This window comes from Halorubrum amylolyticum (assembly GCF_004114995.1).
GTDB lineage: Archaea > Halobacteriota > Halobacteria > Halobacteriales > Haloferacaceae > Halorubrum > Halorubrum amylolyticum.
On the sequence record NZ_SDJP01000003.1, the window covers coordinates 140,341 to 158,816 of the forward strand.

Consider the following 18,476-nt stretch of genomic DNA (forward strand, 5'->3'; position numbering starts at 1 on the left):
GGCTCCCGCCTCGGTCGCCGCGGGCGACGCGTCAGGTCACGGGGCGGATGACGCGTGATCGCGGATAAGGCGTCGGGTGGGGCGTTCTCGTCTCGCCGCGACCGCTCCCAACCTCGCTGCCGTTGTCGCGAGTTCCGAGGGCTACAAGCGGGGGGACGCCGACGGTGGAGTATGGACCGGAGCGAGGTCGAGGCGATGGAGCCGCTGTCGGCGGCGGCGGTCGAGCTCGTCGAGCGGCGGATCGAGGAGGAGCACGGCTACCTCTCGTGGCTGAACACGTCGGTCGACGTCGTCGAGCGCGGCCGGGTCGTCCTCTCGATCCCGTTCGACGACAAGCTGACGAACAGCGACGGCGGCACCATCCACGGAGGCGTGGCGGCGACGCTCGTCGACACCGCGGGCGGGATCGCCCAGCGCACCGCCTTCGAGGACCCGCTCTCGGGTGGAGTCGCGACGGTGAACCTCAACGCGAACTACCTCCGGCCGGCGACCGGCGACCTCCGGGCGGAGGCGACGGTCGTCAGGTCCGGCGGCTCGATCGGCGTCAGCGACATGACGGTCACCAGTTCGACGAACGGCGACGCCGCCGAGGTCGTCGTCGGTCAGGGGTCGTTCCGGCTGTTCCGCGAGTAGCCCGCTAGGTTGGCGAGTAACCCGCCAGATCGGCGAGGAGGTCGTCGATCTCGCTCAGCGCGTCCGCGAGTTCCGCGACCGCCTCGCGCTCGACGCGATCGGGCGCGGCGCGGACGGAGACGGACTGCTCACCTAGCGAGACGAACCCGCAGCCGAGCCGCTCCGCCGTCTCCCGGAGCCCGACCCCGGCGTCGGCGTCGCCGGCGAGCACCGTCCTGACCGGGCTCTCGAACGCGCGGACGGTCAGCTCGTAGCCGTCGATCCGGTCGGCGAGTTCGCCGCGCGACGCGTCGCGGTCGACCGCGAGGTCGTCGAGCGCGTCGTCGAGGCTCCGACGGAGCCCCGAGTCGGTCGGTCGGTTGACGAACCGCGGGTCACCGTCGACGAGGTCGGCGAGCCCCGTCACGTCGTCAGGGTTGCCCGCGGGGACGACCAGCCCCCACTCGCGGGTCCACCCGCCGAGGTCGACGGCGTCGACCTCGCGGTCGGCCGGCCCCGCGACGACCGCCACGTCGGGCACGTCGTCGCGGAGCCGGCGGAGCCCCTCGCGGGAGCCGACCGGGAGGTAACGGGGGGTTTCGAGGCGGTCGAGCAGGCGGTTGAGCGCCGGGTCGTCTTCGCCGACACCGAGCAGTGTCGGCGGGCGCACGTCGGGCGAGAACAGCTGGACCGCGACGCGCTCGTCCCGGTCGAGATACTCGGTGTCCGGGTCGACCGGAACGACGCCGTCGGCCTCGACGAGGCTCGTCGTCGCGCCCGACCCCTTGTCGACCGGGTAGACGAGCGGGAGGTCGCGGTCGTTCAGGTCGAGCAGCCCGACCGGCATCAGCCGCATGCGGCCCTCGCCGTAGCGCTCGCCGACGGCCATTCGTCCCTCGACGGTCGCCGTCGCGGGCTCCGGCTGCCCGGCCGCCTCGCGGATCGCGGGCGCGACGAACGTCCGGAAGATCGTGAGCGCGGAGACGGGGTAGCCGGGGAGGCCGACGTACGCCGAGGGACCCGGCGCGTCCGCGCCTTCGCGGCGGTCGAGTCGCCCGATCAGCATCGGCTTGCCGGGCTTGACCGCGACGCCGTGGAGCAGGAGGTCGCCGCGCTCCTCGATCACGCGGTAGATCACGTCGACCGCGCTCGCCGAGGTCGACCCCGACGAGAGCACGAGGTCGCACTCGTCGGCGGCGCGCCGGAGCAGTCGCTCCATCTCGTCGTAGTCGTCGCCGGCGTGCGGGTAGAGGACGGGCTCGCCGCCCGCCTCCTCGACGCCGGCCGCGATCGTCGTCGAGTTCACGTCGTAGATCTCGCCGCGCGAGGGGTCGAGCTGCTCGCCGGGCCGCACCAGCTCGTCGCCGGTGGAGACGATCCCGACCCGCGGTCTCCCTCTGACCGGCACCTCGTCGACGCCGAGCGCCGAGAGCAGTCCGATCTCGCGGGGGGTCAGTCGCGTCCCCGGACCGAGCGCGCGGGCGCCGGCGGCGATGTCCGCGCCCGCGCTCATCACGTGGTCGCCCGGCGCGACCGCGGTTCGGACCGCGATCCGGTCGGGCTCGCTCCCCTCGGCGTTCCGGTCTCCGCCCTCCCCGCCCAGCTCGTCCGTTCGCTCGACCATCACCACGGCGTCTGCGCCGTCCGGCATCACGGCGCCCGTGGAGATCTCGGCGCAGGTCCCGGGCTCGACGGTCACGTCCGGCGTCGCGCCCGCGTGGACCGCGCCGACGAAGTCGAGCTCGGCCGGGTCGGCCTCGTCGGCGCCGAAGGTGTCGCGGGCGCGGACCGCGTACCCGTCCATCGAGGCGCGGTCGAACCCCGGCACGTCGATGGCGGCGTCGATCCGCTCCGAGAGGACCCGCCCGCGGGCGTCCGCCAGCGGGACCGTCTCCGGCGCCGGCGAGAGGTCGAGCGAGTCGATCGCCTCGCGGGCGGCCTCGGGCGTCGCGAGGTCGCGGAACTCCTTCCGGTCGCTCATCGGTTCGCCTCCCACAGCTCCACGTCGGCGACCTCGCCCGTGTCCAGCCCCTCCCGCGGCTCGGGGACGACGACCCAGCCGTCGGCGAGCGCGACGCTGGAGAGGATGCCCGAGCCGCTGGCGCGGGTCGGCGTGGCAGCGGGGAGGCCCGAGTCGTCCCCGTCGCCCTCAGCATCCTCGTCGCCCGCGGCCTCGCCGCCGGTCCCCTCCGAGAGCGACACGCGCGCGAACGTCCGCGTCCCGGGCTCGCTCGGGACCTTCCGGACGAGCCTCGCGCGCCGCGTCGGGAACGGGTCCGCGGTCGTTCCTCCCACGTGCTTCTGGAGCGGCCGGAGGAACTGCGCGGCGTTGACGATGCAGGCGACCGGATAGCCGGGCAGCGAGACGACCGGGGTGTCGCCGGCGACGCCGAGACACACCGGATGGCCCGGCTTCAGGGCGACGCCGTGGACGAGCACCTCGCCGAGCGAATCGACGACTTCCGGGAGCAGGTCGCGCTCGCCGACCGAGGACCCCCCGGTGGTGACGACGACGTCGGCGTCGAGGTCGCCCTCGATCGCCGACGCCAGCGCGTCCTCGTCGTCGGTGACCACGTCGCGGTAGCGTGCCTCGCCGCCCCACCGCTCGACCAACCGCGAGACGGTGAGGCCGTTCGTCTCGATCACCTCGCCCGGATCGGGGTCGGACTGGACCAGCTCCTCGCCCGTCGGGATCACGGCGACGGTCGGGCGCTCGTAGACGGGGACCGCGTCGAGCCCGACCGACTTCAGGAGTCCGAGATCCGAGGGCCGGAGGACGTGGCCGGCCTCGAAGAGGCGCTGGCCGTCCGCCACGTCCTCGCCCGCCTCGCCGACGTTCTCGCCCTCGGCGACCGCGTCGAACGCCTCGACCTCGCCGCTCTGTCCGCTCCCGCCGCCCACGGTCTCGACCTGCTCGATCATCACGACCGCGTCGGCCCCGTCGGGGACCGCGCTCCCGGTGTGAACCCGCGCGGCCTCGTCCGGCGCGATCGAGTCGGACTCGGTGCCGACCGCGCGGAGCACCGCCGGCGACCGGTCGGACGCGCCGAAGGTGTCCTCGGCGCGGACCGCGTACCCGTCCATCGCCGCGCGGTCGTAGCTCGGGACCGGCGCCGGGCTGTCGATCGGCTCGGCGACGACTCGCCCGTCCGCGTCGGCGAGCGGCGCCGACTCGGTCCGGCCGTGGGTGTCGGCCGCGTCGAGCAGCGTCGCCAGCGCGTCCGCGACGCGGGTCCGCCGCTTGAAGCCGGCCTCGCGTCTGTCGTGGCTCATGGCCTGCCGTTTCGCGCCCGCAAGCAAAAACCCGTCTCCGGGGCGAGACAGTCGTTCGCCGGTCGGGAACCGTCAGGTCACCCACGAGAGGACGCGTGCGGCGCGGTGCGCGCCCTGCGAGACGGCGACCCGAAGGGTGGAGACGACTTCGGCGACCGCTCGGCGCGCGGCGGTCGTGCTCCGGGCCGCGCCGGTCCGCGCGTAGTACCCCGACTTGCGGCCGGCCGCGCCGACGTAGTGTTTCGCCGCCATCCGGATCGGCGCGCGGCGGCCGTCGACCCGCGTAGTCCCGTTCCGGATCGCGTCGAGCACGTCGTCCGCCGTGACCGCGCCGCTGGACTCGCGCCCCTCGATCTCGACCTCGGTGAACGCGCGGCCGACGTACTCAAGGTGGTGCGCGTCGCTCGCGGCGATCCCCGGATAGCCGTACTTGGCCGCGAACCGCCGCGCGCGGCGGTTGCGGTAGCCGGTGAACAGCCACGCGTTGAACACCTCGATCGCGTCGACCTCGGGGACTCCGGCGGCCTCAGCAGCCTCGGCGGCCGCACCGCCGCCGTCGCTCTCGGCGGTCGCCTCCCCTACTCGGTCCGCCGAGTCCGGCACGGGGATGTTCCGCTCGCGGACGCCGTGGCGCGACCGCTGGAAGGGGTGTGGAACGATCGCGACGCCTCCGTGCTCGTGGATCCACGCGACCGTCTCGTCGTAGGGGCGCCGGCGCGGCGGCATGCGCTCGACGCCGATCGCGAGCAAGTGGCCGTGCGCGGTCGACACCTCGACGCCGGGGATGCCGATCAGCCCGTACTCGGCGGCGATCGCCGCCGCGCGCTTCGACTCGCCGATCACGTCGTGGTCGGTGATCACCACCGCGTCGAGCCCGATCTCCGCGGCGTGTTCCAAGATGAGTTCCACCGGCTCGTGGCCGTCGTAGCTGTCGTCCGAGTGGACGTGGGGATCGATGCTGACGGTGACGCGGGACACGGCTGGGGTAGCGCCGGGAGACATATAAACGCGACCGCCGCGCCAGACGAAGGGTTAGGTACCCGCGGGCGAACACGGGAGTATGAGCGATCCGGGAGACGACGACGCGGCGGGCGACACCGACGCGGCGGGCCACGACGATTCGACCGATGGCGACGCCGCCCCGACCGAGGGCGACGAACCCGATCAGACCGACCGCGAGTACGTCGATCGCGCGATCGAGCTCGCCGAGGAGGCCGTCGAGATGGGGAACACCCCGTTCGGCGCCCTGCTCGTCCTCGACGGCGAGATCGTCGCAGAGGGCCACAACGAGACGCTGATCGAGGACGATATCGCAGCGCACCCGGAGCTGACCCTCGCGCGGTGGGCGGGCCGCGAGCTCGACGCCGACGAGCGCGCCCGCTGCACGATGTACGCCAGTACCGAGCCGTGCCCGATGTGCGCGGCCGGAATCCACTACGCCGGGATCGGCCGGGTCGTCTTCGGCGTCGCCGGCGAGACGCTCGACGCGCTCACCGGCGACGCGGTGACGATCCCCTGCGCCGAGGTGATCCGCCGGGCCGAGAGCGACACGACGGTCGAGGGACCGATCGCCGAGGCGGCCGCGATGGAGCTCCACGAGTCGGTGTACGGTGACGCGTAGCGTGAGCCGGCGAGGAGGGTCGCCGCGCCCATGACCGGGGCGCCCCCGATCCTCGCGGTCGGCGCCGCGGCGATAGACGAGTGGTACGCCGTCAGCAACCTCCCCGAGCCGGACGGCGGGGCGTTCGCGAGCGAGGTGACGACAGCGTTCGGCGGCGTCGGCGCCAACGTCTCCGTCGCGCTCGACCGACTCGGGTGCGATGTCGGGCTCGTGAGCCGCATCGGCGACGACGAGTACGGCGACCGAGCGCGCGAGTACCTCGCGGACACCGGCATCGACGACTCGCGCGTCTCGGTCGGGGACGACCCCTCGACGCGGTCGGTGATCCTCAGCGACCCCGACGGTGAGCGCGCCATCGTCACCGCGGGCGAGAGCTTCCGCCGCCTCCGGTTGGACGAGGCGGACCGCGAGGCGCTCGCCGCGGCCGAGACCGTCTTCCTCACCGGGTACACGCCCGATGCGGTCTCGCGGGCGGTGCTCGACGCGGTCGCGTCGGCCGCCGACCCGCCCGCGCTCGCGTTCGACCTCTCCGGCTCGGTCGAGGAGCTCGTCGGGCGGGGGACCGAGCCGGAGACGGTCCATCGGCTGCTCCACGCCGCGGACCTGTTCGTCGCCGACGACGTGGCGGCCGCGGCCTTCTTCGGCGGCCCGGACGCGGCGGTGGACCGGGTCGCGGCCGCCCAGCGCGCGCGGGAGGCGGTCGGTCGGCCCCCGCTGACCGGCGACGGCTGGCCCCGCGCGGTCCTCACCCACGGCGCCGACGGGATGACGGTCGTCGCCGACGGCGCGGTCACCGAGTTCGACGCGTTCGAGGTCGACGTGGTCGACGCGACCGGCGCCGGCGACTCGTTCGTCGCGGGGCTGATCGACCGGTGGATAGCCGGGGGCAACGGTGGCGACGAGGACTCTCGCGGTGAGCGCGCCGGCGTCGCCGACGGGGTTCGGTTCGCGGCCGCGGTCGCCGCGATCAACTGCACCTCCCGGTTCGCGCAGCCGGGGCTCCCGACCCGGGACGAGGCGGAGACGTTCCTCGCGGACCGCGGGTTCTGACCGCTCGCCGAGCCGCAGTCACCGACTTTTCACCGGACCTCGTCCGCCCGGGCGACGACCTCTGCAACTCGGTCGGCGTCGACCGGGGCGGTCGTCTCGCCGCCCTCCTTGAGCGCGGTGCCGACGATCGCGCCGTCGGCGACCGAGAGCACGTCGCCGATCGTGTCGGCGCGGACGCCGCTCCCGACGAGGACCGGCGTGTCGAGCCCGTGCGCGTCGCGGTCGGCGACGACCGCGTCGAGCGCTTCCGGCTCCATCGCCTCGCCCGTGCCGCGTCCCGAGGCGATCACGGCGTCGGCGAGCCCGCGCTCGGCGGTGTCGACGAACGACTCCGCGGCGTTTCCCCCGGCGGAGAGCGGCACGGAGTGTTTCACGTCCGTGTCGGCGAACACGCCCACGTCGACGCCGAGCCGGTCGCGGAGCCGGATCGTCTCGTGGGCCGTCCCCTGCACGACGCCCTGGTCCGTCACTCGCGCGCCGGTGTGGACGTTCACCCTGACGTAGGCGGCGCCGACCGCGGCGGCGACCGACAGGGCCGCCTCCGCGTCGTTGCGGAGGACGTTGATCCCGAGCGGGAGGTCGGTCGCAGCGGCGATCACCGTCGCCGCCCGGGTGACGCTCGCGACGACGTGCTTCGGCGCGTCGTCAGGGTAGAAGGGAGCGTCACCGAAGTTCTCGACCATGATCCCGTCGACGCCGCCGCGGTCGAGCGCGCGGGCGTCGGCGGCGGCGCGGTCGAGCGCGTCTCGCATCGCGGCCGCGCCGTCGTCCGGCGCCTTCGGCGCCCCCGGGAGGGGCGGAAGGTGTACCATGCCGATCACCGGCGCGTCCGTGCCGAAGGTCGTCTCGAACTCCATGATACCGACCGAACGCCCGCCCCGCGGATAAGTCTCACCACACGGGAATGGCCCGTCCGCTCGCGCCACGCGGTCGCCCTTTCTCCCCCACCGTTTACCCGCTCGGACGCGAACGGACGCCAGAGAGATGGGTATCGATGTCGACGCGACCGACGACGCCGACACCACCGATCCCGCCGACCGCACCGGCGAGGTGACGCTCGTGTTCTCGCTGGGCGCCGCCCGACGGCTCGCGGACCCCGAAGCGGCGGCCGCGGACGCGCGCGAGTGGAGCCGCCACGTCGGCGTCGTCGCCAACGACGCGGACGCGGTCGAGCGGTTCGTCGGCGAGGCCGGGATCGAGAACGACTACGCGCTCCGGAACTGGGACAAGTGGGGGACGCTCGGCGACATCTACGAGGAGAGCGACGCCCCGCGGGCGGTGTTCGTCGGCACGTCGGCCGCGAACCGGCGCGTCGCGACCCACGTCGGCTTCGAGTACCGGCCGATCGACGAGGCGGCGGAGAAGGCGGGATGGGATCTCTCTGACCCCGAGCGCGCGTCGAGCGAGTCGGGACTCGTCAGTCGGCTGTGGCGGTCGGTGACGGAGCGACTCGGTTGAGCGGTCGGCGACAACGCGGCGAGAGAAGGCCGGAGAACGGCGGCTCGCTATCGTTCCAGTTCGACGGTCAGATCGGTCGCGATCCACGCGTCCGTGTTCCCCTCCTCGGTGAAGACTGTGCGGTCGGGCGAGCAGCGGCTCGCCTCGACCGTCGGGCGCGCGTCCGACGGCTCCTCGACCTCGCGTTCGATCCGGTCCCCAGCTGTCATTACCAGACCGTCAGGGGTGCGGTGGGTTATAGGTTTCGGTCGGCCTAAAGCGTCGTGAAACCGACCGAGGCCGTTTCGGCGGCGGCGAGCTAGGCGGGGGATCGGATCCCCTTAGCCCGTGCCGACCGTCATCGGAGACGATGCCGGATTCGCTTTTCACTCCGTTCACGCTGCGCGACACCGAGTTCCGCAACCGCGTCATGTTGTCGCCGATGTGCCAGTACTCCGCGGACGACGGGTTCGCGAACGACTGGCACCGGGTCCATCTCGGTTCTCGCGCCGCCGGCGGTGCCGGGGTCGTGATGACCGAGGCGACCGCGGTCGAGTCGCGCGGCCGCATCACGCCGGGCTGTCTGGGGATCTGGTCCGACGAGCACGCCGAGGCGATCGAGCCGATCGTCGAGTTTGTCGAGTCGCAGGGCGCAACGCCCGGGATCCAGCTCGCCCACGCCGGGCGGAAGGGCTCGCACAGCCCGCCGGCCGAGGGCGGCGCCCCGATCCCCGCGGAGCGCGAGCGAGGCTGGGAGACGGTGTCGGCGACCGACGCGCCGTACCCCGATTCGGACGCTTCCGAGGACGAGCCGGCGGCGACCCGCCGGCTGGACGGCGAGGGGATCGACGAGGTGATCGACGCGTTCGCGGCCGCCGCGGAGCGCTCGCGCGAGATCGGCTTCGAGGTCGCGGAGGTCCACGCGGCCCACGGCTACCTGCTCCACCAGTTCCTCTCGCCGGTCACCAACGACCGCGACGACGAGTACGGCGGGAGCTTCGAGAACCGGACCCGCCTCGTCCGCGAGGTCGTCGCGGCCGTCCGCGAGGTCTGGCCTGACGACAAGCCGGTCTTCGTCCGGATCTCCGCGACCGACTGGCTCCCCGACCGCGACTCGTGGGACGTGGACGACTCCGTGCGGCTGGCCCCCGTGCTCGCCGAGGCCGGCGCCGACCTGATCGACGTCTCCGGTGGCGGAATTCATCCGGATCAGCAGCTTCCGGGCGCGGGGCCGGGGTATCAGGTGCCGTACGCCGAGGCGATCCGCGAGGGGACCGACGTGCCGGTCGCCGCGGTCGGGAAGATCACGGAACCGACTCACGCCGACGCCCTCGTCCGGAACGAGCGGGCCGACCTCGTCGCGCTCGGCCGCGAGATGCTCCGACATCCGTACTGGCCGCTGGAGGCCGCCCACGAGCTCGGCGCGGACGCCGACTGGCCGGTGCAGTACCGGCGCGGTCGGTTCGACTGAGGCTGGTCACGAGGACGACACCTCCTCGCACGCTCTGGGAAGATTTATTCGGCTCCCGCGAGCCGACCGCGTATGGAGTACCGACCGTTCCCCGGCGACCGCGGCGACGAGTTCGGCGCGTTCATGCGGTACGCGTTCTCCCCGATCGAGGCCCCGTCCGACCCCGAGGCGGCGGGCGATCACGACACCATTGCCGACAGGCGGGGGCTGTTCGACGGCGACGACCCGGTCGCGGTCTGCGCGCACCACTACCTTTCGCTCCGGATCCGCGGCGCCGACCGCGAGGTCGCTGGGCTCTCCTCGGTCGCGTCCCCGCCGGAACACCGCCGGCAGGGGAACGTCGGCCGCATGCTCCGGGAGTCGCTGGCGGAGTACCGCGAGCGCGGCGTGTTCGTCTCGACGCTGTGGCCCTTCGAGTACCCGTTCTACGCCGGCTACGGCTGGGCGACCGCGAGCCTCTACCGCCGCCTGACCGCGCCGCCGGCCGCACTGGGGTTCGTCGACGACCTTATCGCGACCGACGGCGACGACGCCGGGCGCTTCCGCCGGCTCGGCGAGGACGACTACCCGGCGGTGCGGCCCGTCCTCGCGGCGATGGCGGACCGCTACGACCTGACGATGAACTGGACCGAGGAGTGGTGGCGCGAGCGCGCGCTTCAGGGATGGAAGACCGACCCGTTCGTCTACGGCTGGGAGCGCGACGGCGAGCTCCGGGCCGTCTGCGCGTACAGCTTCCACGACGATCCGGAGGCGGACGACCCGGTCCTGCGCGTCACCGACGTCGCCGTCGCGGACGACGAGGCGTGGTTCCAGCTGCTGCGCTTCTTCCGCAACCACGACTCGCAGGTCGACGAGGTACAGATCCGCGCCCCGCCGGACGCGCCCCTGCTCGACCTCGTCGACGACCCGCGCGCCGTCGACTGCGAGGTCCGAACCGGCCCGATGGTCCGGCTCGTCGACGTCGCCGCCGCGCTCGAATCGCTCGCGCCCGACCCGGCGGTCGAAACCGCGTTCTCGCTCGCGGTCGACGACCCGCTCGTCGACTGGAACGACCGGACGTTCGGGGTCGAAGTCGGCGATGGATCGGTAGCGGTCGAGCCGGCGGACGACGGCGAGGGGACGGAGGGGACCGCGGACGCCGCGGTCGACGTCGGCGCGCTCTCGCAGCTGTACGTCGGATACCGGTCGGCCGACGACGCGGTTCGGGGCGGCGGACTCGCGGTCGATTCCGCGACCGCCGACGACCTCCGCGCGCTGTTCCCGCCGCGGACGACGCACCTGCGCGAGGGGTTCTGAGGCGCTCCGCCCGGAACCGCTTCCGCGACCCGGCAGGGCTTTTTATCCGCGGACCGCCTACGACGCGGCATGAGTTCCCGCGATCCACGCGACGACGACTTCGAGGAGCGGCTCGACGAGCTCGAGGACGTGCTGAGCGAGCTCCGCGCCGACCTCCGCGAGACTGAGCGGGACCGCCGCGGTCCCCCGCGACCGCCACGGCTCTCCGAGCTCGTTCGGTTCACCGAGCAGTACACCATCCCGACGCTGATCGCCCTCCTCGAAACGACGATCAAGTCGCTCGAACTGGTGCAGGGGACGCTCCGGCTCGCCGACCCCGGCCGGAGCCTCGACGAGGCGGGCTCGGCGACCGACCGCCTCGGCGAGGTGCGAGACGGCGCGAGCGCCGGGCTCTCGCGGTCGCTCTCGGAGCTACGCACGGCGCTCTCTGAGGCCGACCTCCCGGAGGAGGCCGCCTCGCGGTCGATAATCGAGGACGCGCGCGACCTCACGGCGGAGATCGAAGCCCGGATAGACGAGGGGCGCCGCGAGGCCGACGCGACCCGGCGCGGGCGACGCGATCAACGCGATCGACTCGACGGTCGAAGTGACGACAGACGAGACGAAACCCGAACCACCAGCGAAGCGACCGACGACGACCCCGCCGACCGCGGCGTCCGGATCGACGTGACCGATCCGGACGCGAGCTCGGAGGAAGACCGCGACGAGGACGGGGACGCGGACGACCCGGACGAGCCCGCGCCCGAGGTCGACGTCGAGTCGGAGCTGGAGTCGATCAAGCGTCAGCTCGGCGACGACGAGGCGGACGCGGCGGCCGCGGCCGGCGATGAGACGGCGAACGCCGGAGACGCGGCGGCTGACGCCGACGCGGACTCGGCCGGGGACGGCAGTTCGGCCGGCGACGGGGAAGAGGACGAACCGGCCGCCGGAGATGACGACGACGACCGCGACTCGGCCTGATCCGCTCCCCGACGGCCCGCCAGCCGGACGCTCAGAAGTCGACGCCGAGCCGCTCCGCGATTCGCTCGGCCGAGTCGAGGAGGAGCGTCTCGTCGTCGGTGAACACCTCCAACGCGACCGTTCCGTCGAAGCCGCCGAGTTCCGACTCCACGAGTCCGTAGTCGACCTCGCCGGCCCCCACGGGGAGGTGGGTGTCGCCGCGGCGGCGCACGTCGTGGCAGTGGAGATGGGAGACCCGGTCGCCGTGGCTCCGGAGGAACCGCTGTATCGCCTTGTTGTCGCCCTCCATGTACGCGTGCCCCACGTCGAAGCAGATCGGGGTGTCCGTCTCCCGCGCGAGGTCGCCGAGGACGGAGAGCTGGAGCCCCGCGTGCTGGTGGCCGACGTTCTCGACGACGACCTCGACGCCCGCCTCGCGGCCGGCGTCGGCGACCCGTCGGAGCTGGTCGGCGGCCGTCTCCCGGAACTCGATGTCGTCGCGGTCGGCGGAGGTGGCGTGGAGGACGGCCTTCTCCGCGCCCAGGTCGCCGGCCGCCGCTAGGAGCCGGCGCTGGTAGTCGACGATCGCGTCGTTGACCTCGGGGACGTAGCTGGCCAGCCGCTGGCTGTACGGGAGATGGACGACGAGGTCGCGGCCGGCGAGCGCGTCCGCGAGTCGTTCGGGGTCGACCTCGCCGGGCACGAGCGTCGGTTCGCCGACCCCGAGCTCGCAGAAGTCGAACCGCGCGGGCGACGCCGCGAGTCGGTCGAGGTCGTCGCCGACGGTGAGACCGATGTCCATGTCGGCGGTGGGTGCGGCGGGTTTGTATAAATGGTGCCGTCGGGTTGGTGGCTCCGTTACGATCCGGTTGATCGTTTTCGATATCTCAATCGCCTAGTACAGCGGTGGTCGTATTCGTGATAGTTTCCTACTGGTGACTACTCTGAATTCAGGAAGTAGTTACAACGCCAATTATTTTGTACTCTGATTCTATAGGCCGAGTAAGACAAATGTCTGAGTCGCCACCGGCGGATGATGGCCTCGGTGATTTAGGGCCGCCGGAGTATCTTCTGTATCGGGTGGCTGCGGAACGTCACGAACAGGACGGTCGTGAGACAGGGCGGACCCGTATCCACAAACTTTGCTGTTTAGCTGATCGGCTGTTAGCGCAAGAATACGACCGGGAAGTCGGTCTGCCGAAGTATTGGTACAAGTACGGCCGTACCATCTCCGAAGCTCATCTGAATTCAGCAGTCACGTACAGGCCCAACGCGAATCACTTCGGTGGACAAGCGTACTATCCGGCCGACCAAGTCAGCGAATCCGACTTTGACCACCTGTCGGAAGACCTCAAAGACGACATCTACAACGCGGTTCAGTCCATAGTCACTGAACACGGCAACAAAACAGCCGAGGAACTGGAAGAGTACCAGTACCAGAACTTTGCGCCTGACGGTTTCGTTATCGCATATGCTGATTTGCGGTGGTACTTAAACACGATTTCGCAAGACGAAGGTCAGCGCAGGCTGAGCCAATTCGTCGCCCCCGATGAAAAGACCCGCATCGAAGAACTCCTAGATGAGATGCTGGCAAACTTCGACGAGGAGCGTTACTCGGAAATCCACGATCTTTACCTTAATTGGGACGACACGATGCGCCTGTTGGTCGATATCGGTCGAAGCCCGAGGGAACTCCATGACTTCACAGAAACCTTCATCGAGGGAGCCGCACGAATCATTCTCCGCTTTGAGGAGCATTCGAATATTGATTCGGAGGCGCTTGAAGACTGGCGTGAAGAAAAGGAAAAAGTTCGCAGTGATCTCCAGAACCGGGTAACACAGAAGCGGAAGAAAGCCCTCTCAGAAAGACAATCTACCTCGGCTTTGGACAGCATCGCTGATTCGTACAATACGGCTATTTCTGAGGAGCTGGACAAGCTATAGAATGGCGGATAACGCCTTCCTCGATAAGGGAGTCATCCTCGGGTTCTGTTTCTTTACTGACCCTCATCACAGAGAATGTAGGAGGTACTTGTTTAGTGGCGAAACAGAATATTTCGCTACGGAACAGGTTGAGAATATTTTCCGAAATGCGAAGGACTCAATTATCGAAGAGCACCGCAGCGGGGTTCTCCGGAACATCCAACAGGTGAAGGTCAATTACCAAGGGGAGCTAAGTGAGAGTGATATTGAGAAGATTCAGTCAGAAATTGACCGGGATGAAAATTCGGCATGGAGATATTTAGAGGATTTCTACGATGATAAAGCCGGAAGAGGTGTCTACGAGGTCACTGATGAATTGCGGGAAGTGATTCGTGGAATAGAACAGCGAGCCGAGGCGCGAAGGGAGACGCTCTACTCGACGTTCCAAGGCTGGCTGAGGATTAGTTCGCACGAATCGGTACAGGACGAATTGACTCGACTCCGGGCTCAAGACGAGGAAGATTTCTGGATTGTGATCGATGCTCACGATGTCGCCGCAAATGTGCCGGGAGAAACGGAGCTAGCGACAACGAATCCAGCAGAGTTTGCTGATGACCAGATCAAAGAGGAAGTTTTGAGAGCAACTGCCATCAATAGTATCCAATTAGTATTTGTTTCGAGGGAATACTCGCCATCAGCACTCAGGAACAACCCCAGTGACGGCAGCGTCACAACGGACGTATCTGGAGACGATACCTGACCATTTCAAGCATCAAGTCCATAACGCACTCCCCCCCAGCGAATTTCGATGAGTAGAGAGAGCTAAGTACGCAAGCGCATCCTCACGGCTGTCTCAGTAGGAAACGGACTGAAAAAATCTCAGCAGCGCCGACTCAGTCGTCCGCGAGCGGGTTCTCGATATCGATTTCGCCGGCGTCGATCTCGGCTTCGACCTCGCGGACCGCGGTGACCATGTTCTCGGTCTTGCCGTACGCGATCTCGCGCGGAAGGAGCTTCAGCCCGCAGTCGGGCGAGATCGTGAGCTTCTCCGGGGGAACGACTCGCAGGCCCTGCCGGATGTTCTCTTTGATCTCCTCGACCGGCTCGACCTCGGCGGTGTGGGCGTCGACGACGCCGAGCGCGAGGTCGGGCTCGAACTCGGGGTCGGTGAACGTCGGGATCTGCTCGAAGTCGCCGTTACACAGCTCCACGTCGAACTCGTCGATCGGGTAGTCGTTGATCTCGGGGTAGATCCGCGAGTAGTCGCCGTAACAGACGTGGAGGCCGATCCGGACCTCCTCGTCGATGCCCGAGACGATGCGTTCGAGGGCCTCGCCGACGATGGCGTGGTCCTCCGGCGTGGTCGCCAGCGCGGGCTCGTCGATCTGGATGTAGCGCGCGCCCGCCTCGACCAGCTTCTCGACCTCCTCGTTGACGAGGTCAGCGAGGTCGTAGACGAGCTCCTCGGTGGAGGGGTACGCCTCGTTGAACGCCCAGAACCCGAGCGTGTACGGCCCCGTGATCGGGACCTTGACGGGACGCTCGGACACGTCGGAGGTGAACTCGAACTCGTCGACGAGCCACGGCTCCTCGTACGCGACCTCCTCGACCACGCTCGGCTTGTCGAAGTAGTTGTGGCCCCACACCTTCACGGGGCCGTTGAACTCGTAGCCGTCGATGCGGTCGGCGAAGAACTCCACCATCTCGTTGCGGCGCATCTCGCCGTCGACGACCGTGTCGAGCCCGGAACGCTCGTGCTCGTGGGTGATCAGGCGACAGGCGTCGTCGTGGGCCTCTTCGAGGTCCGACTCGTCGAACTTCGAGTCGGGGTCCTCGACCAGCTCGTCGGCCCGGTTGAGCCACTTCGGCTTCGGGTACGAGCCGACGACGGTCGTCAGCAGGAACGCGTCGTTCGGGTGGTCGTGCGGGCGGAACTGTTCGCGGTTGGCTTCGGGGGTTCGGACCATTAGTCGAGCACCTCCGCGGCGGCGGCGAGCGCGTTCAGCTTCGCGCGATACTTGTTGGTCGGCAGGTAGAACAGCTCGGTGTTGGGCGTCAGGTAGGTCCGGTCGAACCCCTCGGCGGGGACCTTCGACTCGAACCACTCGACGCGCTCCGCGACCGTCTCCGGCTCCTCGACGAGCGTGTTCTGCCCGTCGACGAGTCCGAGCGCGAGCGAGTCGGTGGCGCCGAACTCCTGAACGTTGTACACCGTGTCGTCGCGGTCGCCGGCGACCAGATCGAGTCCGAGCGCGTCCGCGCCCGCCTCGTCGACGAGGTGGGCGTACAGCTTCTCGTCGAGCGCGCCGTACGAGGTCTGGACGACCACGTCGGCGTCGGTCGCGTCGGCGACCGTCGCGATCGCGTCGGTCGCGGTCGACTCCTCGCCTTCCGCGGGCGGGCTCGTGACGAGCGACGGTTCGAGGAGGAACAGCGTCTCGTGGGCGGGGAACGCTTCGACCTCGCCGGCGAGGAACTCGGCGATCGCCGCCTGGAACGCAGTCTCGTCGCCGTAGTGCTCGTCGGTCGCGAGTTCCGCGAGCGAGTACGGACCGGGGAGCGTCGCGGCGAGGGGCGCCTCGCCGTCGATCAGGTCGGTCGCCCGCTCCAGCTCGCGCGCCACGTCGCCGGAGAAGTCGAGGTCGGCGACGACCCGCGGGTCGCGGTAGAAGTTGTTGTTGTCGTAGTACCGCACGATCCCGCCGGTCTCGACGCCGTCGTGGACCGTCAGCGGGTGCGCGATCATGTCGTCCCAGCGCCCCTGCCCTTCGACGACGCGGTCGAGGCCGGCGTCCAACTGGTCGTCGACGTACTCGGCGCGTACCTCGGCGTACTCCTCGACGATCGCCTCGCTCTCGTCGCCGCTTAAGAGGTCACCCTTCTGGTGCCCCTTCAGGTCGGAGAGCGTCTCCTTCGCCCAGTCCGGGAGCGGGTACAGCCCCGGCGTGGCCGCGACTCGTTCAGTCATCACCGTAGGTTCGATATGCCGTCGTATAATATTTGCTAATGTGCTTTATGCTCTATAGTAATCAAACGGCACTCGGCGTCGGCGATGGATGGTGCCTGCCTCACTCCCGGCGCAACGCCAGCACCGTGAGCGTCTCGAACGGGAACGACTCCTCGACGACGACCTCGTGGTCGAACCCCGCGTCCTCGACTAAGTCGATCACCTCCTCGTACCCCGTCAGCGACGAGACCAGAAGCAGGACGACGCCGCCGGGCGCGAGTACGCGTCCCGCGTCGTCGAGGAACGGCTCGATGAGTTCGCGGCCCGACTCACCGCCGGAGAGCGCGTGCTCCATCCAGTCGTCCCACTCGTTGTCCGGGTCGGTCGGAAGGTACGGCGGGTTGAAACACACCGTGTCGAACGCGTCCGCCCGAAACGGGGTGAGGAGGTCGGCGACGACCCCCTCGACGTCGCGCTCGCGGGCCTGCCGCGCCGCGTGCGGATTGAGGTCGCTGCCGACGGCGTCGAGCCCGCGCTCCTCGGCGATCTGCTGGGCGACCCACCCCGATCCCGTCCCGACCTCCAGCACCCGTCCGTGCGCCTCCGCGATGGCCGCCTCCGCGAGCAACCCGGAGTCCTCGGCCGGCTGGTACACGACGGCCTCGTCGAGTCCGCGCCGCTCCGCGAGGCCGGCGTCGTCGTCTTCGGTCATCGGTCCGGCCCCTCCGAGCTGTCGGTGTCGCCGTCTCCATTCTCGCTTTCGGACGCCTCACTGCCGCCCGAGCGCGACCCGCCACGCGTCGCCGCGCGCTCCTCGACCGACGCGTCCAACTGCGGGCCGGAGGCGTCCGGGTTCCGCGCGGAGAGCGTCTGCTGCGGGAAGGGGATCACGATCCCCTCGTCTTCGAGCGCCGCCTTGATCGCGTTCATCGCGGCGGTCTGGGTGCGCCAGCGCTTGCGCATGCTCGGGTTCCGAATCCAGTAGCGCAGTCCGAGCACGACCGCCGAGTCGGCGAACCGCTTCGTCACGGCGTTCGGCTCGGGCATCGCGGCCACGTCCTCGGTCTCGGCGACGGCCTCCTCGATCACCGCCGCCGCGCGGTCGACGTCGGTGTCGTAGTCGACACCGACCTCGATCTCTATCCGCAGTCGGTTCCGCCGCGATCGGTCGATTATCGACCCCGACCGGACCGTGTCGTTCGGAAGCGTGATCACTTCACCGTCGAACGACCGGAGGCGGGTGCTCATGATCGATATCTCCGTGACGGTCCCCTCGTGGTCGCCGATCTCCACCCAGTCGCCCACGTCGAACGGCCGAGAGAACATCAGCACGAAGCCGGCGAGGATCGCCCCGAGCGTCTGGCGGGCCGCCATGCCGACCACGATCCCGAGGAACCCGGCCCCGACGAGGAGCCCGCCGACGTTGTCGGTGAAGAGGCCGACGACCACGAGCAGCGCGGCCGTGTACACCGAGAGCTGCGTGAGCCGGAGGATAACCTCCTGCTGGTGGTCGGAGACCGACGCGCTCTCGGCGGAAATCTCGCGGATCACGCCGCCGAGGAAGTCCGTGACCGCGTACGCGATCGCGAGGAGCACCACCGCGAGCACGACGTTCGAGAACTGGTCGGCGATCGCGGCCGACCGGACGGCCTCGAGGAGCGCCCCGCTCCGGTCCCACACCCCGATCAGTCCGATCGCGCTGGCCGCCGTCACGGCGGCAACGCTCGTCGATAACAGCAGCCGACGGGTGGAAGAGAGTTCGTCGTCCCGCCGTTTCAGGCGCCGAGTGAGGTACCGCGTGGCGAGTACGACCCCGACGATCAGCGCGGAGATCGCGATCCGTTCGACGTTGCCGGCGACTACTCCTTGTACGTCGGTCGTGAGACCGGAACCCGCGCCCGTCATTC

General features: G+C 69.8%; 18 protein-coding genes and 1 pseudogene. 9 read left to right on the forward strand and 10 right to left on the reverse strand.

What is annotated here, in order from left to right; translation table 11 throughout:
* Positions 1–171 precede the first annotated feature (171 nt).
* Positions 172–633: a PaaI family thioesterase gene (locus tag ESO89_RS04625; protein WP_128904506.1), complete on the forward strand. Its 462-nt coding sequence runs from the start codon at positions 172–174 to the stop codon at positions 631–633.
* Here ESO89_RS04625 and ESO89_RS04630 read toward each other — a convergent pair.
* From ESO89_RS04630 to ESO89_RS04640, 3 genes and pseudogenes are all read right to left on the reverse strand, one after another.
* Positions 603–2,593, reverse strand: a pseudogene (locus ESO89_RS04630) (molybdopterin biosynthesis protein). The gene ESO89_RS04625 and the pseudogene ESO89_RS04630 sit on opposite strands and share 31 nt — an antisense overlap.
* Positions 2,590–3,885 (reverse strand): molybdopterin molybdotransferase MoeA, encoded by a 1,296-nt coding sequence (locus ESO89_RS04635; RefSeq protein ID WP_128904507.1) that lies wholly within the window; start codon positions 3,883–3,885, stop codon positions 2,590–2,592. The pseudogene ESO89_RS04630 and the gene ESO89_RS04635 overlap by 4 nt, the downstream one beginning before the upstream one ends.
* 72 nt (positions 3,886–3,957) lie before the next feature.
* A complete protein-coding gene (locus tag ESO89_RS04640) occupies positions 3,958–4,863 on the reverse strand; it encodes a CehA/McbA family metallohydrolase (RefSeq protein ID WP_128904508.1) in 906 nt (301 codons plus the stop codon).
* A gap of 82 nt (positions 4,864–4,945) precedes the next feature.
* Between ESO89_RS04640 and ESO89_RS04645 the strand changes: the two genes are divergently transcribed.
* Both ESO89_RS04645 and ESO89_RS04650 read left to right on the forward strand, forming a co-directional pair.
* Entirely contained in the window at positions 4,946–5,506 is a 561-nt protein-coding gene (locus ESO89_RS04645) for a nucleoside deaminase (RefSeq protein WP_128904509.1), read from the forward strand.
* 30 nt (positions 5,507–5,536) lie between these two features.
* Entirely contained in the window at positions 5,537–6,556 is a 1,020-nt protein-coding gene (locus tag ESO89_RS04650) for a carbohydrate kinase family protein (RefSeq protein WP_128904510.1), read from the forward strand.
* A 29-nt stretch (positions 6,557–6,585) separates the two neighbouring features.
* Here ESO89_RS04650 and ESO89_RS04655 read toward each other — a convergent pair whose 3' ends face one another.
* Positions 6,586–7,413: a BtpA/SgcQ family protein gene (locus tag ESO89_RS04655; protein WP_128904511.1), complete on the reverse strand. Its 828-nt coding sequence runs from the start codon at positions 7,411–7,413 to the stop codon at positions 6,586–6,588.
* Positions 7,414–7,540: 127 nt separating this feature from the next.
* On the opposite strand from ESO89_RS04655, the gene ESO89_RS04660 reads away from it, so the two are divergent.
* Positions 7,541–8,014, forward strand: coding sequence for a DUF7124 domain-containing protein (locus ESO89_RS04660; RefSeq protein WP_128904512.1), 474 nt, complete (start codon positions 7,541–7,543; stop codon positions 8,012–8,014).
* Between the two features lie 47 nt (positions 8,015–8,061).
* Here the strand turns inward: ESO89_RS04660 and ESO89_RS18425 are convergent, their stop codons facing one another.
* Entirely contained in the window at positions 8,062–8,223 is a 162-nt protein-coding gene (locus tag ESO89_RS18425) for a DUF7331 family protein (RefSeq protein WP_164932741.1), read from the reverse strand.
* Positions 8,224–8,363: 140 nt separating this feature from the next.
* Here ESO89_RS18425 and ESO89_RS04665 point away from each other — a divergent pair, with 140 nt between their 5' ends.
* The 3 genes from ESO89_RS04665 to ESO89_RS04675 all read left to right on the forward strand — a co-directional run bounded on the left by ESO89_RS04665 (position 8,364) and on the right by ESO89_RS04675 (position 11,720).
* Complete coding sequence (locus tag ESO89_RS04665; protein ID WP_128904513.1) at positions 8,364–9,464, forward strand: NADH:flavin oxidoreductase/NADH oxidase; 1,101 nt, start codon at positions 8,364–8,366, stop codon at positions 9,462–9,464.
* A 72-nt stretch (positions 9,465–9,536) separates the two neighbouring features.
* Complete coding sequence (locus ESO89_RS04670) at positions 9,537–10,760, forward strand: GNAT family N-acetyltransferase (protein ID WP_128904514.1); 1,224 nt, start codon at positions 9,537–9,539, stop codon at positions 10,758–10,760.
* A 69-nt stretch (positions 10,761–10,829) separates the two neighbouring features.
* The gene (locus ESO89_RS04675) at positions 10,830–11,720 is read left to right on the forward strand and encodes a DUF7547 family protein (protein ID WP_128904515.1); all 891 of its coding nucleotides are present in this window, start codon (positions 10,830–10,832) and stop codon (positions 11,718–11,720) included.
* A 31-nt stretch (positions 11,721–11,751) separates the two neighbouring features.
* Here ESO89_RS04675 and ESO89_RS04680 read toward each other — a convergent pair whose 3' ends face one another.
* The gene (locus ESO89_RS04680) at positions 11,752–12,501 is read right to left on the reverse strand and encodes a sugar phosphate isomerase/epimerase family protein (protein WP_128904516.1); all 750 of its coding nucleotides are present in this window, start codon (positions 12,499–12,501) and stop codon (positions 11,752–11,754) included.
* A gap of 209 nt (positions 12,502–12,710) precedes the next feature.
* Here ESO89_RS04680 and ESO89_RS04685 point away from each other — a divergent pair, with 209 nt between their 5' ends.
* Entirely contained in the window at positions 12,711–13,643 is a 933-nt protein-coding gene (locus tag ESO89_RS04685) for a hypothetical protein (RefSeq protein WP_128904517.1), read from the forward strand.
* Between the two features lies 1 nt (position 13,644).
* Positions 13,645–14,382 carry a hypothetical protein gene (locus ESO89_RS04690; RefSeq protein ID WP_128904518.1) on the forward strand — a complete coding sequence of 246 codons (738 nt, stop codon included), beginning with the start codon at positions 13,645–13,647 and terminating at the stop codon, positions 14,380–14,382.
* 133 nt (positions 14,383–14,515) lie between these two features.
* On the opposite strand, the gene ESO89_RS04695 is transcribed toward ESO89_RS04690, so the two are convergent.
* The 4 genes from ESO89_RS04695 to ESO89_RS04710 form a co-directional block, all read right to left on the reverse strand.
* Positions 14,516–15,589 carry a methionine synthase gene (locus ESO89_RS04695; RefSeq protein WP_128904519.1) on the reverse strand — a complete coding sequence of 358 codons (1,074 nt, stop codon included), beginning with the start codon at positions 15,587–15,589 and terminating at the stop codon, positions 14,516–14,518.
* Positions 15,589–16,590, reverse strand: a complete 1,002-nt coding sequence (locus ESO89_RS04700; protein WP_128904520.1) for a 5-methyltetrahydropteroyltriglutamate--homocysteine methyltransferase — start codon at positions 16,588–16,590, stop codon at positions 15,589–15,591. The genes ESO89_RS04695 and ESO89_RS04700 overlap by 1 nt, the downstream gene beginning before the upstream one ends.
* 100 nt (positions 16,591–16,690) lie before the next feature.
* Positions 16,691–17,281 carry a HemK2/MTQ2 family protein methyltransferase gene (locus tag ESO89_RS04705; protein ID WP_128904521.1) on the reverse strand — a complete coding sequence of 197 codons (591 nt, stop codon included), beginning with the start codon at positions 17,279–17,281 and terminating at the stop codon, positions 16,691–16,693.
* On the reverse strand, positions 17,278–18,474 hold the full coding sequence (locus ESO89_RS04710; RefSeq protein ID WP_128904522.1) for a mechanosensitive ion channel family protein: 1,197 nt from the start codon (positions 18,472–18,474) through the stop codon (positions 17,278–17,280). The genes ESO89_RS04705 and ESO89_RS04710 overlap by 4 nt, the downstream gene beginning before the upstream one ends.
* Positions 18,475–18,476 lie beyond the last annotated feature (2 nt).

What these genes read in the sequence shown, in the direction of transcription:
- ESO89_RS04655 (WP_128904511.1), bottom strand. Translation starts at nt 7,413, where the DNA reads ATGGAGTTCGAGACGACCTTCGGCACGGACGCGCCGGTGATCGGCATG.
- ESO89_RS04700 (WP_128904520.1), bottom strand. Translation starts at nt 16,590, where the DNA reads ATGACTGAACGAGTCGCGGCCACGCCGGGGCTGTACCCGCTCCCGGAC.
- ESO89_RS04690 (WP_128904518.1), top strand. Translation starts at nt 13,645, where the DNA reads ATGGCGGATAACGCCTTCCTCGATAAGGGAGTCATCCTCGGGTTCTGT.
- ESO89_RS04710 (WP_128904522.1), bottom strand. Translation starts at nt 18,474, where the DNA reads ATGACGGGCGCGGGTTCCGGTCTCACGACCGACGTACAAGGAGTAGTC.
- ESO89_RS04695 (WP_128904519.1), bottom strand. Translation starts at nt 15,589, where the DNA reads ATGGTCCGAACCCCCGAAGCCAACCGCGAACAGTTCCGCCCGCACGAC.
- ESO89_RS04670 (WP_128904514.1), top strand. Translation starts at nt 9,537, where the DNA reads ATGGAGTACCGACCGTTCCCCGGCGACCGCGGCGACGAGTTCGGCGCG.
- ESO89_RS04650 (WP_128904510.1), top strand. Translation starts at nt 5,537, where the DNA reads ATGACCGGGGCGCCCCCGATCCTCGCGGTCGGCGCCGCGGCGATAGAC.
- ESO89_RS04705 (WP_128904521.1), bottom strand. Translation starts at nt 17,281, where the DNA reads ATGACCGAAGACGACGACGCCGGCCTCGCGGAGCGGCGCGGACTCGAC.
- ESO89_RS04625 (WP_128904506.1), top strand. Translation starts at nt 172, where the DNA reads ATGGACCGGAGCGAGGTCGAGGCGATGGAGCCGCTGTCGGCGGCGGCG.
- ESO89_RS18425 (WP_164932741.1), bottom strand. Translation starts at nt 8,223, where the DNA reads ATGACAGCTGGGGACCGGATCGAACGCGAGGTCGAGGAGCCGTCGGAC.
- ESO89_RS04660 (WP_128904512.1), top strand. Translation starts at nt 7,541, where the DNA reads ATGGGTATCGATGTCGACGCGACCGACGACGCCGACACCACCGATCCC.
- ESO89_RS04685 (WP_128904517.1), top strand. Translation starts at nt 12,711, where the DNA reads ATGTCTGAGTCGCCACCGGCGGATGATGGCCTCGGTGATTTAGGGCCG.
- ESO89_RS04635 (WP_128904507.1), bottom strand. Translation starts at nt 3,885, where the DNA reads ATGAGCCACGACAGACGCGAGGCCGGCTTCAAGCGGCGGACCCGCGTC.
- ESO89_RS04665 (WP_128904513.1), top strand. Translation starts at nt 8,364, where the DNA reads ATGCCGGATTCGCTTTTCACTCCGTTCACGCTGCGCGACACCGAGTTC.
- ESO89_RS04680 (WP_128904516.1), bottom strand. Translation starts at nt 12,501, where the DNA reads ATGGACATCGGTCTCACCGTCGGCGACGACCTCGACCGACTCGCGGCG.
- ESO89_RS04675 (WP_128904515.1), top strand. Translation starts at nt 10,830, where the DNA reads ATGAGTTCCCGCGATCCACGCGACGACGACTTCGAGGAGCGGCTCGAC.
- ESO89_RS04645 (WP_128904509.1), top strand. Translation starts at nt 4,946, where the DNA reads ATGAGCGATCCGGGAGACGACGACGCGGCGGGCGACACCGACGCGGCG.